This window comes from Ralstonia flaminis (assembly GCF_958415495.1).
GTDB classification, from domain to species: Bacteria; Pseudomonadota; Gammaproteobacteria; order Burkholderiales; family Burkholderiaceae; genus Ralstonia; species Ralstonia flaminis.
Map to the genome: position 1 here is coordinate 94,836 of NZ_CATZLL010000009.1, position 13,452 is coordinate 108,287.

The 13,452-nt window shown below is 64.5% G+C and carries 15 protein-coding genes; 4 read left to right on the forward strand and 11 right to left on the reverse strand.

All coding sequences use genetic code 11. The features are described from left to right. Nucleotides 1–6 precede the first annotated feature (6 nt). The 9 genes from R2N11_RS15205 to R2N11_RS15245 form a co-directional block, all read right to left on the reverse strand. Nucleotides 7–636 carry a 2-dehydro-3-deoxy-6-phosphogalactonate aldolase gene (locus R2N11_RS15205; RefSeq protein ID WP_199031302.1) on the reverse strand — a complete coding sequence of 210 codons (630 nt, stop codon included), beginning with the start codon at nt 634–636 and terminating at the stop codon, nt 7–9. Beyond that, entirely contained in the window at nt 633–1,430 is a 798-nt protein-coding gene (locus tag R2N11_RS15210) for an SDR family oxidoreductase (RefSeq protein WP_316681605.1), read from the reverse strand. Before R2N11_RS15210 ends, R2N11_RS15205 begins: the two co-directional genes overlap by 4 nt. 3 nt (nt 1,431–1,433) lie before the next feature. Then, a complete protein-coding gene (locus R2N11_RS15215; RefSeq protein WP_233177128.1) occupies nt 1,434–2,306 on the reverse strand; it encodes an aldose 1-epimerase in 873 nt (290 codons plus the stop codon). Then, entirely contained in the window at nt 2,293–3,204 is a 912-nt protein-coding gene (locus R2N11_RS15220; RefSeq protein WP_316681606.1) for an SMP-30/gluconolactonase/LRE family protein, read from the reverse strand. The genes R2N11_RS15215 and R2N11_RS15220 overlap by 14 nt, the downstream gene beginning before the upstream one ends. Next, nucleotides 3,201–4,211, reverse strand: a complete 1,011-nt coding sequence (gene araH / locus R2N11_RS15225) for an L-arabinose ABC transporter permease AraH (RefSeq protein ID WP_316681607.1) — start codon at nt 4,209–4,211, stop codon at nt 3,201–3,203. Before araH ends, R2N11_RS15220 begins: the two co-directional genes overlap by 4 nt. 17 nt (nt 4,212–4,228) lie before the next feature. Next, on the reverse strand, nt 4,229–5,755 hold the full coding sequence (araG, locus tag R2N11_RS15230) for an L-arabinose ABC transporter ATP-binding protein AraG (RefSeq protein ID WP_316681608.1): 1,527 nt from the start codon (nt 5,753–5,755) through the stop codon (nt 4,229–4,231). Between the two features lie 42 nt (nt 5,756–5,797). Continuing rightward, nucleotides 5,798–6,802, reverse strand: coding sequence for an arabinose ABC transporter substrate-binding protein (locus R2N11_RS15235; RefSeq protein WP_199032640.1), 1,005 nt, complete (start codon nt 6,800–6,802; stop codon nt 5,798–5,800). 110 nt (nt 6,803–6,912) lie between these two features. Further along, the gene (locus R2N11_RS15240) at nt 6,913–7,932 is read right to left on the reverse strand and encodes a 2-dehydro-3-deoxygalactonokinase (RefSeq protein WP_316681609.1); all 1,020 of its coding nucleotides are present in this window, start codon (nt 7,930–7,932) and stop codon (nt 6,913–6,915) included. Nucleotides 7,933–7,965: 33 nt separating this feature from the next. Beyond that, nucleotides 7,966–9,042, reverse strand: coding sequence for a porin (locus R2N11_RS15245; RefSeq protein ID WP_316681610.1), 1,077 nt, complete (start codon nt 9,040–9,042; stop codon nt 7,966–7,968). 165 nt (nt 9,043–9,207) lie between these two features. On the opposite strand from R2N11_RS15245, the gene gcvA reads away from it, so the two are divergent. From gcvA to R2N11_RS15265, 4 genes are all read left to right on the forward strand, one after another. Further along, nucleotides 9,208–10,134 (forward strand): transcriptional regulator GcvA, encoded by a 927-nt coding sequence (gcvA, locus tag R2N11_RS15250; RefSeq protein ID WP_316681611.1) that lies wholly within the window; start codon nt 9,208–9,210, stop codon nt 10,132–10,134. A 74-nt stretch (nt 10,135–10,208) separates the two neighbouring features. Beyond that, nucleotides 10,209–10,631 carry a VOC family protein gene (locus R2N11_RS15255; protein WP_199032636.1) on the forward strand — a complete coding sequence of 141 codons (423 nt, stop codon included), beginning with the start codon at nt 10,209–10,211 and terminating at the stop codon, nt 10,629–10,631. A 40-nt stretch (nt 10,632–10,671) separates the two neighbouring features. Further along, complete coding sequence (locus tag R2N11_RS15260; protein WP_199032635.1) at nt 10,672–11,421, forward strand: 16S rRNA (uracil(1498)-N(3))-methyltransferase; 750 nt, start codon at nt 10,672–10,674, stop codon at nt 11,419–11,421. 83 nt (nt 11,422–11,504) lie between these two features. Further along, on the forward strand, nt 11,505–12,119 hold the full coding sequence (locus R2N11_RS15265; RefSeq protein ID WP_316681612.1) for a YidB family protein: 615 nt from the start codon (nt 11,505–11,507) through the stop codon (nt 12,117–12,119). Between the two features lie 85 nt (nt 12,120–12,204). On the opposite strand, the gene R2N11_RS15270 is transcribed toward R2N11_RS15265, so the two are convergent. Beyond that, on the reverse strand, nt 12,205–12,819 hold the full coding sequence (locus R2N11_RS15270; protein WP_199031498.1) for a barstar family protein: 615 nt from the start codon (nt 12,817–12,819) through the stop codon (nt 12,205–12,207). Then, nucleotides 12,816–13,247 carry a ribonuclease gene (locus tag R2N11_RS15275; protein WP_316681613.1) on the reverse strand — a complete coding sequence of 144 codons (432 nt, stop codon included), beginning with the start codon at nt 13,245–13,247 and terminating at the stop codon, nt 12,816–12,818. Before R2N11_RS15275 ends, R2N11_RS15270 begins: the two co-directional genes overlap by 4 nt. Nucleotides 13,248–13,452: the final 205 nt, after the last annotated feature.

The window sequence follows — 13,452 nt, forward strand, 5'->3', positions numbered from 1 at the left end:
GTGCGATTAGGCGGTGCGGTCGGATTGGACGGAGCGGTAAGCGGCGACGAAGGCGTGGGCGCGCTCAGCGGTGCGCTCGACGGACTGGCCGGGGCGATAGAGATCGCTGCCGAGCCCGGCGCCGATGCACCCGGCGGCAAGGTAGTCGGCGAGGTTCTCCGGCGTGATGCCGCCGACGGCGAACACCGGCACCTCGGGCGGCAGCACGGCCTTGAGTGCGCGCACGTAGCCAGGGCCCAGCGCGCCAGCGGGGAAGATCTTCAACGCCTCGGCACCTGCATCGAGTGCGGCAAAGGCTTCGGTGGCCGTCATGCAGCCGATGCACGTGGCGAGTTGGCGTGCAGCGGCCGCGCGGATGACATCCGCATTCGTGTTGGGGGTGACGACCAGCTTGCCGCCGGCCGCCGCCATCAACGCAACGTCGGCCGGCTTGAGCACGGTGCCGGCACCGATCAGCGCGTGGTCACCGAAGGCGCGCGCCGCCAGTTGCACGCTCTGCGCCCAATCGGGCGAGTTGAGCGGAATCTCGATCGCATCAAAACCCGCATCGACCAGCGCCTGCGTATGCGCAAGCACCTCGTCGGGTCGGATGCCGCGCAGGATGGCGATCAGCGGAAGGTGGGTTGTCCAGGTCATTCGTGATAGAGCTGCGAGCGGCCGCCATCGATCAGGATGTCGGTCGCGTTAATAAAGCGCGCCTCGTCAGAGGCAAGGAACAGCGCGGTGTAGGCCACCTCTTCGGGCTCGCCGATGCGCTTGCAGGGCAGCAGTTCAGCCTGGCGGCGGCGTTCGGCTTCAGGATCGGGGGCGGCGGCAAAGCCGGCCTCGGCAATCGGCGTGAGGATCAGCCCCGGCGAGATCGAATTCACCCGGATACCGCGCGCCGCATATTCGATGCCCAGCGCACGCGTGAGCCCGATCAGCCCGTGCTTGGCCACCGGATACGGAAACGCGCCCGGAATGATCTTGTGCCCGTGCACCGAGGCGATGTTGACGATGCTGCCCGCCCCGCGCGCCAGCATGTGCGGCAGCACGGCGCGCGCGCAATGCCATGCGCCCTCCAGATCGACCGACAGGCAGCGCGCCCAGTCGTCTTCGCTCAGCTTGAGCGGATCGGAAAACACGTTGATGCCCGCGTTGTTGACCAGCACGTCGATGCCGCCAAAGCGCTCGACGCCCGCCGCGACCATCGCATCAATCTGATCGCGGTGCCGCACATCGGCTTGCACAAGCAGGATGTTGTCGTCGTTGTCGATGGAAGAAGCAAAGGCTTCGGCGCGTTCGTCACGCACCAGCGCGTTGACGATCACGCGGGCACCGTGCTGCGCGAACAGTTTGGCGATCGCACCGCCGATGCCCTGCGTGGCGCCCGTCACCAGGGCGACCTTGCCGGCGAGGCGCGGCGGGAAAGACGTGGGAGAAGCAGTCATGCGTCAGATCGTAGTGACGGTGAATTGGTAGCCGCGCTGCAAGCTCTGGCCCGTACCGAGAATGGTCAGGCCGTGGTCTTGCGGCAGCCCCGGCAGGTTGTGTGCGTTGATGGTGTGATCGACGGGTTCAAAGCAAAAGAAGTCGTACTGGGCCGGGGTGTACAGCACATAGCGCGAGGTGGTGGCCGTTACCCGCACCGACAGGCGGCGGCTAGGCCAGATGATGTCGGCAGCGCCGTCCCAGCCCTCGAAGCTTTGGTTGATGGTGTGACCGGGCTCCAGTTGCCGGGGCTTGCGGAAATCCGCATGCGCAGGCGGTGCCTGCAAGACGGTGGGCAGATCGTCCGGCGCGGATTGCCACATGCCGGTTGCACTCGCGTGCAGGCGCACGTCTGGCGTACGCGGGAAGAACGGGTGCACGCCCAACCCGAACGGCAGCGGCGCCCCCTCGTTGCGCACCGTCAGCGCAATCTGCAGTGTGTTGCCTGCCAACGTGTAGCGCTGCAGCGCGAGGTAGCGGAACGGCGTGCCGTGGTCGACCATGGCCGCCAGCTCGACAAACGCCTCCCCCTCGGCCACCTTGTGCCACGGCATCAGCCAGCCGTGGCCGTGCAAAGGATAGGTTTCGTCGTCGCGCGTGAGGGGCACCTCGATGGTCCGGCCCGCAAACATGAAACGCCCGCCGCCGATGCGGTTGGACCACGGCACCAGCGGGTAGCACGCCAGCGCCTTGGGCTCACGCAATGCCTCGTCAAGCTGAGCAGGCCGGAAGACCGGCACGACCTCGTTACCACGCAGCAGGTCAAAGCGCAGCAGCCCTCCGCCCGACTCGGGCAGCACGTCGGCGCGCAGTACGCCGTTCTCAAGCTGCAACATGGGCATGGCCGAAACGGGCCTCCGGTAGTCCACGCACGTTGGGCACGGTCAGTTGAAATACCGCGCCGGCATTCACGTCTTCAGCCAAACGGCGTGCAGACAAACCCTCGCGGGCGCTGGTGACATACAGCGTGTCCAAGCCGGCGCCGCCGAATGCCAAACACGACGGCTGCGATGCCGGCACCGCAAGATGCACCAGCACGCGCCCATCCGGCGCATAGCGTGTGAGGCGATTGCCGCCCCATTCCGCATTCCACAGGCAGCCTTCGGCATCGACGGTGGAGCCATCGGGTGAGCCCTTGTGACCCACGCCGTCATCCGCGTCACGCAAGTCGGCAAAGACACGGACGTGCCCAGTCGCGCCGCTCTGGCCGTCGTAGTCGCAGGCGTGGATACGGCGGCTGTGCGTATCGCACCAATACATCGTCGTGCCCTCGGGGCTGAAGGCGATACTGTTGGCGACCGTGACGTTGGGCAAGGCCAAGCGTTGCAGCACGCCCAGCGGCGTAAAACGGTAGAAGCTGCCGGCGGGCTCCGGGCCGCCTTCGTGCATGGTGCCGAAAACGTAATTGCCGGAGCGATCCGCCCGGCCGTCGTTGACCCGGGTGCCCGCCACATCAGGCTCCACCGGAGCAAGCAACGTCAGCGTGCCGGTTCGTGTGTCAAAGCGTGCGACGTTCTTGGCGAGCCCGAGGATCAGCACGCCCGGCTCGTCCGTCAGCACAAACGAGCCCATGCGCTGCGGCAGCGGCCATTGGCGCTCCTGCCCCGTCGCCGGATCGTGCTGCCACAGCAAGGACTCCTGGATGTCGGTCCACCAGAGCACACGCAGGGCGTCGTCCCAGACGATGCCTTCGCCCAGCGTGCAGCGCAGATCGGAGAGCGTCGTGGCTTTCATCGTTCAGCCCCGCCGCGATGCTTCAACTGGTCCACCAGCACCGCCGCAAGCAGGATGCCGCCGCGCACGAGGTATTGGTAGAACGCATCGATGTTCAGCAGATTCATCGCGTTCTGCACGGTGCCCATGATGAGCACGCCAACCAGCACGCCGCTGATACTGGCACGCCCGCCCATCAGCGAGACACCACCCAGCACACACGCCGAGATCACGTTCAGCTCGAAGCCCTGCGCCGCATTCGGCTGGCCGCTGGTGATGCGCGCGGCCAGAATCACGCCCGCCAGTGCCGCAATCACACCCTGGATCAGGAAGATGACGATGCGCGTCATGTTGACGTTCACACCCGCCAGCCGTGCCGCTTCCGGGTTACCGCCGATGGCCAGCGTATTGCGCCCGTACACCGTCTTGTTGAGCAGCACGCCAAAGACGACAAAGCACAGCGCGGCCACCCACACCGGCGTCGGCACACCCAGGATGATGGTGTTGCCCAGATCGAAGAACGCCATCTCCGACACCCCCACCGCCTGCCCATGCGAGGCGATGAAGGCGAGGCCGCGCACGATCTCCATCGTGGCCAGCGTGGTGATCAACGCATTGATCTTCAGCTTGGCGATCACGAAGCCGTTCACGCCGCCGATCACCGCGCCCGCCACCAGGCTCACGCCGATACCCAGCGCAATGCTGCCGGTGGCGTTGATGATCATGGCGCAGAGCACACCGGCAAACGCCACGGTGGAACCGATCGACAGATCAAAGTCGCGCGAGGCCAGGCAGAACATCATGGTGCAGGCCACCATGCCGATCTGCGAGACGGAGAGCGCAAGGCCCACCATGTTCTGCCACGAAAAGAAGTACTCGACCGAGAACGAGAGCGCGGCAAAGAGGATGGCGAAGATCAGCGGGAGGCTGAAGTCGTCCAGCAGGCGGAGCAGGCGCGTTTTGTTCATGGCGGTACGAGCCGATGCAGCCAAGGCATCAGCATGTTGCAAAGGTTGAGACTGGGACATCTTGGACTCCGGGGTTCTCAGGCAGCCAGCGGTGCCGTCGGTAGCGGCGCAGATTCAGGACGCAGGGCGAGCTTGAGCACGGCCTGTTCGTTGGCCTGCTCGCGCGGCAGTTCTCCGGCGATGCGGCCTTCGCTCATCACCAGCACGCGGTCGGCCACGCCAAGGATTTCCGGAAGTTCGCTGGAGATCATCAGCACAGCCACGCCGCGTTCGGCCAGCTCGTACAGCACCTGGTAAATCTCATTCTTGGCACCCACGTCGATGCCACGCGTGGGCTCGTCGATGATCAGGACGCGCATGTCGTCTTCCGCCAGCCAGCGCGCCAGGATGGCCTTCTGCTGGTTGCCACCGGACAGCAGGCGAATCGGCTGCTCGCGGTTGGGCGTCTTGATGCGCAGGCGGGCGATGTAGTGGTCTGCTGTCTTCGCTTCCTGTTTGTCGTTGACGAACAGGCCAAAGCGCCGCTGGTGGCGCCGGCAACTGATGTTGATGTTCTCCGACACCGAGCGGCAGCCGATGATGCCCTCTTCCTTGCGGTCTTCCGGGCACAGCACGATGCCCTGGCGGATGGCGTCGGCCACATCGCGGATGCGGATCGGTGCGCCGTCCAGCGCGATCGTTCCTGCTGTCTTGCGGTCGGCACCGTAAATCAACCGCGCCAACTCCGAGCGCCCCGCGCCCACCAGTCCGAACAGCCCGACGATCTCACCACGTCGCACGGACAGGCTGGCCGGTTCCGCCAGCTTCGGGCCCATCAGCCCCTCCACCTGCAGGCGTACCTGACCCAGCGTGCGCGGGCGGTAATCAAAGATGTCGTCGATCTGGCGGCCAACCATCTGCGCGACCAGCTCATCGCGCGTCACGTGCGCCATCGACGGGAAATCCGCCACCTTGCGGCCGTCGCGGAAGATCGTGCAGCCGTCGCACAGCTCGAAGATTTCATCCAGCCGGTGTGAGATGTAGATCAACGCCCGGCCCTGCGCGCGCAAGTCCTTCACCAGCCGGAAGAGGATGTCGGTTTCGCGGATCGACAGCGAACTCGTCGGTTCATCCAACGCAATCACGCGCGCATCACGCAGGATCGCCTTGCAGATCTCCACCATCTGGCGCTGGCCAATCGACAGGTGCTTCAGCTTGGCGCGCGGGTCCAGATCAACGCCGATGCGGCCGAGTTGCTCGCGCGTCCACGCCATCGCCTCGCGCTGACGAATGAACCCGCCGCTGGCCGGCAGGTGGCCGAGCAGCAGGTTGTCCATCACCGTCAGCTCGGGCACCGTCTGCAGTTCCTGGTGGATGACGGCAATACCGGCATCGAGCGCGGCCCGCGTGGTCGGGAATGCAGTCGGCTTGCCCTCGACGACGATCTGCCCGCCATCGGGCTGGTAGTCGCCGCCGAGGATCTTCAACAGCGTCGACTTGCCCGCGCCGTTCTCGCCCAGCAAGCCATGCACGCGGCCGCATTCGATGCCGAATGACACATCGGACAGCGCCCGCACGCCCGGAAACACCTTGCTGATGCCACGAAACTCAAGAAACGCCGACATGGCCGGTCTCCTTCCTCATCTCGATGCGCGTCATCGGCAAGATCACAGGCCCATCTCTTGGCGGACGGCCTTCTCGTTGTCGCGCGTCATCAGGCGGCCGCTGGTCAGGATGAGCGGGTCTGGCGCCTTGTTGTTCTTGATCCAGTCGTACATGTTCAGCGAGGTCTCATAGCCGTGACGCTTCGGGCTGATGAGCACGGTGCCGAAGAAGCCGGTCTTCTCGGGCTTGGCGAATTCGTTCATCGCCGACTGGCTGCCGCCGATGCCCACACCGATGATGTCGGCCGGCTTCACACCATGGCCTTCGGCCGCACGCACGGCGCCGAGCACCGCCTCGTCATTCAGGCCGAACGCAATCCAGTGCTTGAACTTCGGGTTCTTGGTGAGCGTGATGTTGGCGGCGTTGAAGGCGGCTTCGGTGTCCGTCTTGGCCTGCGGGCTGGTCAGCACGTTGGCAGCCGGGAACCCCGCCTTGGTGAGCGCAGCCACCGCGCCGTCGGTGCGCTCCTTGGCGGTCGGCAGTTGGTCGTAAGCAATGCGGATGGCGCCAACTTCCGACGGGTTCCAGCCGCGCTTCTTCATCTCCTGCGCAATGGCGTCGCCCACCTGCTCGCCGATCTTCGTGGCGGAGATGCCCATGTGCGGGACCGATTCGATGGGCTTGCCGGCACCGTCCACCAGACGGTCATCCACCGTCATCAGCTTCAGGTTGTTCTGTTTGGCCTTGGCCACCACCGCCGGCCCGAGCTTCACATCCGGCACGCAGATCACGAAACCCTGCGCGTGCTGCGCACCCAGGTTGTCGATGGCGGTCAGCACCTCGCCACCGCTGGGCACGCCAATCTTCACCAGCTTGAAGCCCTTCTCCTTGGCGGCCTGGTCAGCGAATTTCCATTCGTCCTGGAACCAGGGCTCTTCCGGCTGCTTGACCAGAAAGCCAATCTTCACTTCCTCCGCTGCGTGAGCAAAAGCAGAGATGCCGCCAGCCATGGCAAACAGCGTGGCAGCCGCAATGGCCTTGAAGGTAATGCGTCGTTGTTGGTTCATCTTGTCTCCTTTCGGTGCCGTCTTGGCGGCCCCTGTTTTGCTGTGGATAACCACTGTGGACAACTACTGTGGATAACCGTTGTGGATAAATCGGCTTGGCCGCGCCAGCGCTAGGCTTGCGCCACCTTCAACGTCTTCACCAGACCCCGCTCGCGTGCGATCGCAATCGCGCCGCTGCCGGCCAGGTGTTCCTGCTGTTCACTGCTAGTGACTGTCACCTTGCCCGAGAAGAAATCGTCGTCAGACACCAGCACGGCCAGCGCTTCGCGCAGCAGCGGCTTGCCAGTGATGACGAACTGCGTGCCCGGGTTCATGCGGATCGCGCTGCTGTTCTTGAGCGTGAGCAGATCCGCGCCCAGCACCGCGCCCAGCAGGAAGTTGGCCCGCGCATTGCGCTCGTAGATCGTGAACTGACCCAGCGTGCGCACCATGAAGCAGGCACGCCCCAGGCCGATGCTGCTGGCGCTGCGCGCGCCGGCCAGCAACATCTCCGGATCGACCTCGCTGGCGAAGTCCGAATCCAGCGCATCGGCCAGGATGGTGTTGTGCGTAATCACGTGCAGCAACTCCCCTGCCAGCGTCGTCACGCAGCCGGTGATGCGCTGGTCGGCGTCCAGATGCACGAACTTCGAATGCGAGCCCGGCAGCACGATCACCGCTGGTTCGGTGATGCCCAGTCGCGAAACCAGGCCCATCGTCTCAACCTCTTCGCCGCGCATCATGTCCATCGACTCGATGTTGTGCAGGCCAAGGTTGTCCACCGGATTACGCACCCCCGGCACAAACCAGATCGGCTGAGCACACACCTCGGGGATGTTCGCCTGCACCATGCCGGCCGCCAGATCACGCAGGCCGGCCGGCGCCACCAGGTGCGGCACTTCGTGCAAGCCAACGTTGGAGGTGATCATGCCGGACGCCAGCACGAGGTCGACCTGACTGATGGCGAGGCCCGCTTTCTGCAGCGCGGCGTCCACGGTGTCCTGCACGCCGCGCTGCAGCGTCGTCTTGTTGCCGGTGATGGCGGTGTCGCGCACCCCGACCTGGCGCGCGGCCTGGCAGAGTGCAACGTCATCACGCCAAACCGTGACGCGCGTGTTGGTGGTACCGGTATCGATGGTGAGGATGTTCATGCGTGGCATTGCTTGGGAGAGAAGGGCCGTGGCTTAAAACGAGTGCACGATGCCGGTATAGGCACCCAACTGGTTCTTACCCGGCGCCGGATTGTTGTTGGTCGCCTCCACCGAGAAGTTGGCGTTGGCGCTGTTCTGCACCGTGCCGACGCTGGCGTACAGCATGGTGCGCTTGGACAGGTTGTAGTTCGCGCCCAGCATGAACAGGTTGGCGTTGCCGCCGCCGTGGTTCACGTTGATGCGGTACGCCGCGCCGATCAGCGTCAGCGCTGGCGTGAGCTCGTAGTTCACACCCAGCCAGTAATGGTTGGCCTTGGTGGGCGCACCGACCGGGGCATCCGGCGCAGAGAGGTTTTCGTACACGGCAAACAGCTTCGCCTTGCCGATGGTGTAGATGCCGCCCAGCGTCGCCTCTTTCGAGAAGTTGAAGATATCGCTGAACTTGCCGTCCGCATCGCGAATGACGTCATAGATCGCGCGCACTTCCACCGGCCCGGCTGAATAAACGGCGGACACACCATCCCGGCGGCTGTTCTTGAACGACCCCGGCTGCTCGCCCAGCCCCGTCTGCAGGCCGATCTGGAAGCCGCCCCACGTGGGACTCTGATACTCGACGATGTTGTTGGCGCCCTGCCAGTTGCGCCCGCGCACCAGCGTGGCCGAGCCGATGAACTGCTGGCCAGTCGGATCCAGGAACCAGACATCGTTGCTGATGAAGAGGTTCTTGCCGACGGTCAGCGTGCCCCAGGTCGGGCTCGACAGGCCGACGTACGACCGGCGGTTGAACAGCGCGTTGCCGTTGGTGGTGCCATCCGTGGAGTGGAAGCCCGACTCCAGGCGGAACACGGCCTGCAGACCGCCTCCCAGATCTTCCTTGCCCATCAGACCGAACATGCTGGTCCCCCACTGGTTGTCGGCACCACGCCAGAGGCTGCCGCCGGGCGATGTCGCCGTGGGCGCAACGTTGTTCTGATAGTCGATGCCGGCGGCAACACGGCCGTACAGCGTGACGTTGGTTTGCGCGAAGGTGGGTGCGGTCCAGCAAGCCAGCGTGAGCATGAGCCCAAGCCCGCGCGCCAGCATCCCGCGAACAGCGGTGGTTCGATTCATGACGTCTCCTGTGTGTTTTTTTAGGTGGGGTCCGGCGCTTCGCGGGTTTGAGATCGCGGAGGCGAAGTTGGCTGCCGTCCCCAGGCGCATTTGTAGTCGCCCGGGCCTTAACGTGGCAAACTACAAATTCTTCGCGATACGTTAAATTTTTCTTAACGAGAACGCATGCCACGGCGCCTCCCTCCCCTCAATGCATTGCGCGTCTTTGAAGTTGCAGGGCGCCACCTGAGCTTCAGCCGGGCTGCCGACGAGCTCTGCGTGACCAACGCCGCGGTCAGCCATCAGGTCAAACAGCTCGAAGATCATCTCGGCAAAAAGCTGTTCGTCCGCCGCAACAACCAGCTCGCACTGACGGACGCCGGCGACAACTACCTCCCCCGCGTGCGCGATGCCCTGCGTGCGCTGGAACAAGCTACCGACCTGCTGATGGACACCGCCGACGCCCCGCTGCGCGTGGCCGTGCCGCCAACCTTCGGCGCCAAATGGCTGGTGCCGCGCCTGTACCGCTTCTTCAACCAGCATCCGCATGTGCGCGTCGAAGTCTCCACCGCCGACGTGCAGGATCACGGCCAGTTCGACCTGTGCATCGACGACCGCCAGGTCAACGCGCCCAACCTGCGTGTTGAGTGGTTCACCTCCACCGACTTCTTCCCCGTGTGCAACGCCGCGCTACAACAGGCGATCCGCATGCCGCAAGACCTGGCCGCGCACACGCTGTTGCATGAGCGCGGCGGGCGCCATCTCGCGCATCACCCGACGTGGCAGCAATGGCTCGATGAAGTGGGTGTGCGCCAGATCGATGCCACACGCGGGCCGGCCTTTTCTGAGGCACTGATGGCACTGCAGGCCGCCATTGACGGCCAAGGCGTGGCGCTCGGCCAGGGCATCCTCGTCGAATACGACATCGCGGCCGGACGCCTCGTGCGGCCGCTGGCGACGGAGGCATCATTACGCCTGTCGTACTACCTGATCCATCCGCACGAAGCGGTGGAGCACCCGGGCTTCGCGCTCTTCCGGCAATGGCTTGCGGATGAAGTCGCACGCAGCGGCGGCCGCGCGCGCAACCAGCAGATGCCGGGCGAGGTGTTTTGATTTCTTTTGATTGTGGCGTTACAGGCGCTCTACACTAGTCGCCCGGACTGCGATTCCTCCGAAGAGAGCACGCCATGAGTTTTCCCCGTCCCGCCAATACACCGTGGCTCGTCCCGTACCTGACCGTGCATGATGCGTCGGCCGCTATCGCTTTCTATCGCAATGCCTTTGGGTTCGACGTGCAGGATGAAGTGCACGATCATGGCCGCCCCATCCACGTGGAGATGACCTATCAGGGCCAACTCACGCTGATGTTTGCCCCTGAAGGTGCATTCGGCTCCACCGCCAAAGCCCCGGCTGCCGCCGGCTTCGAATGCCCGCAGAGTTTCCACCTGTACTGCGAAGACGTCGACGCCGTCTTCCAGCGTGCGCTGGACCAGGGCGCCACATCCGTCATGGCACCGCACGACGCCTTCTGGGGCGAACGCTATGCCGCCGTGCGCGACCCCGATGGCTACCGCTGGGGTCTGGCCTGCCGCCCCGCCAACGAAGGCTGACGGCTTCGCCTGACCTGACTCACCACAAGGATTGCTTCAAATGGGGCTTCCCCGCTTTTACGTCGACACCCCGCTCGCCCCGCACACCACCGTCACCCTGTCTGACGCCGTCACGCGCCACATCCACGTGCTGCGTCTGGCCATCGGTGACGAGATCTGCCTGTTCGATGGTTCCGGCCACGAATTCCGCGCGCGGCTCGATGCCATCAACAAACGCGATGCGACTGCCAGCCTGGCCGATGCCACGCGGCCCGATACCGAAGCGCGCTACGCCGTCACGCTCGCGCAGGGCATTGCCGGCGGCGACAAGATGGACTGGCTGATCGAGAAAGCGGTCGAACTGGGCGTGCACGCCATCGCCCCATTGCAGACCGAGCGCGGTGTGGTGCGCCTCTCCGGCGAGCGTGCCACCAAGCGCGTGCAGCACTGGCAAGCCCTCGTGCAGGCCGCCTGCGAACAATGCGGCCGCGCGCGGGTGCCAGCCGTCGCGCCCGTCGCCACGCTGCGCGAGTGGCTGGCGACGGCCAAGTCGACCGAGACACCGCGCGTTTTGCTGTCGCCGCGCGGCACACAATCGCTCACGCAATGGGCCGTGCAATCGCGCGAGCACATCGAGAACGCTGGCGTCGAATTGCTGATCGGCCCGGAAGGCGGACTCTCGCCCGACGAGGAAGCGCTGGCCGAAAGTGCGGGTTTCTTACCGCTGACACTCGGGCGACGTATTCTGAGAACGGAGTCGGCGGCGCTGGTTGCAATGTCCGCGCTGCACGCCGTGCTCGGCGAGTTCTGAATGTTGACGACTAAAGATTGACCGTTTGATCCCACCCGGCGGGCCCAATCCCCTTTCCCGCCATCAATCAAAGGAGCTTCATCATGGGTCTACTCGATTCGATCCTCGGCGGCGGTGACGCCAGCGGCGGCCAATCGTCCTTGCTGGGTAACAAGAAGGTGCTGCTGGCCGTGGGCGTATTGGCCTACCTGGCAATGAAGCGTGGCAGCAACGCACAAGGTGCCGGCGATGCGGCGCCGCAGGCGGATCAAGGCGGCGGGCTGCTCGGCTCACTGGGCGGCTTGGGCAGCCTGCTGGGTGCGGCTGGCGGCGCAGGTGCGCTCGGCAGCTTGCTGGGTGGAGCAGGTGGCGCCGGTGGCCTTGGCGGCCTGCTCGGCGGCTTGCTTGGTGGCGGCAATACGGATCACGCCGCCGCAGTCGACGCAGCAGCACCAGCCGGCCTCGGCCCGCTGCAGCAGATCCTGGAGCAAGCCGGCCTGGGCGAACAGGTCAAATCGTGGATCGGCAACGGCCAGAACCTGCCCGTCTCCGGCGAGCAGATCACGCAAGCACTGAGCGGCACGGGCGCACTGGAGGAAGTGTCAAAGCTGGCCGCCACCTTCGGCATCAATGAAGGCGACCTCGCCAATCAGCTGGCTGAAGGCCTGCCGGAAGCCGTGAACCATCTGACCCCGCAAGGCACGCTGCCAGCGGCCTGAGAACATCGCCGCAACAAAGCAAAAAGCCCGCATCTGCGGGCTTTTTGTTGCAACGCCGATCAATCAGCGCTGAATCAGCTCAAGTTCACGCGAACGAGTAGAACACGCGGAATTGCACCTTGCGCTCGCCCCAGAACTCGGCTGCGTCGCGAAACACGTCCAGCAGCACCTCGCGCGCTTCCTTGTCGAACTTGGGCTGGCACGGCAGGCCTTCCAGCACGATCACGAAGCCCGGTTGCGGACCGGCCTTGTAGATCATGTCGGTCAGGCAATCGGCCAGCGCATCGAAGTTCTTGCCGAAATGCTTCGGGAACAGGAACTCACGCGCGATCACGTCGAGCACTTCGCTCTTGGTGGTTGCCGCCGCGCAATTGGCATACAGGAAGTGCTGGCCCAGGCTGGCCGCCGATTCTGCTAAATCCGCCACGCGGAACGCGCGGATCGACTGCACGATATTCGGACGCACCGTCTTGAACAGGTTCATGGCGTCTTCGCGACCTCCGTCGTCGTCCGTCTTGGTGATGTCCTGCGTCATGATGTTCTGCTGCGGTTTTGCCGCCGCGCCCCCAACACGCGCACCCAGGGATTGCATCCCGACCACGCCGTCGTACAGATTTTGCGCCTTGTGCCACGCTTCACGGGCCACGCGCTCATCGCGTGCGGTGAGCGAGTCGTCCAGCCCAAACATGTTGGTCGTCATCGCTGTATCCGTTGAAAACTGTTGTAGTGATCTTCCGTGTAGTAGCAGTCGTTGACCGCTTGCTGATCGCCACCGCAAATGATGCGTTTGGCGCCACGATTGCGCGCGCCGCGCGTCTTGACTGTGTACTCGCGGTAGTAGCCACGCCGCTGCGCAGGCAAACGTCGTTCATAGTTGCCGAACGTGCTGCCATCTTTTGCATATGGGAATGGACCGCCCTGCTCGATCAGTGCAAATGTGCGCTGTGCCTCGTTGGGCAAATCCGTTGCGCGAATGGTTCCCGCAGCGACTGCCAACCCGGTCGTACCCCTGGCGATTGCATTGACCGGCAGGCCAGCCACGGACAACGCGAGCGTCACCGCCAGCGCGCCACGCACTACTGCCTGAAATACGGAGCGGCCAATCCACGCTCCAAGTCGCTTGGTCATCAGCAAGCCCTAACGGGAGAATCGTGCCAAGCGAACAGCTTGAGCTTGGCACAGGTCACAAGCGCAGGTGGCCGCCAGACCATGATCCGGACGGCCGGTTTGCAGCTGAAAGCGAAGCGGCTCAATGCTTGAGAGGCTTGCGGGGGAAATGACAAGTCGGGCGACCGCCGGAGACTTGGGGAATCCTTCCGCCTGCAAAACCATC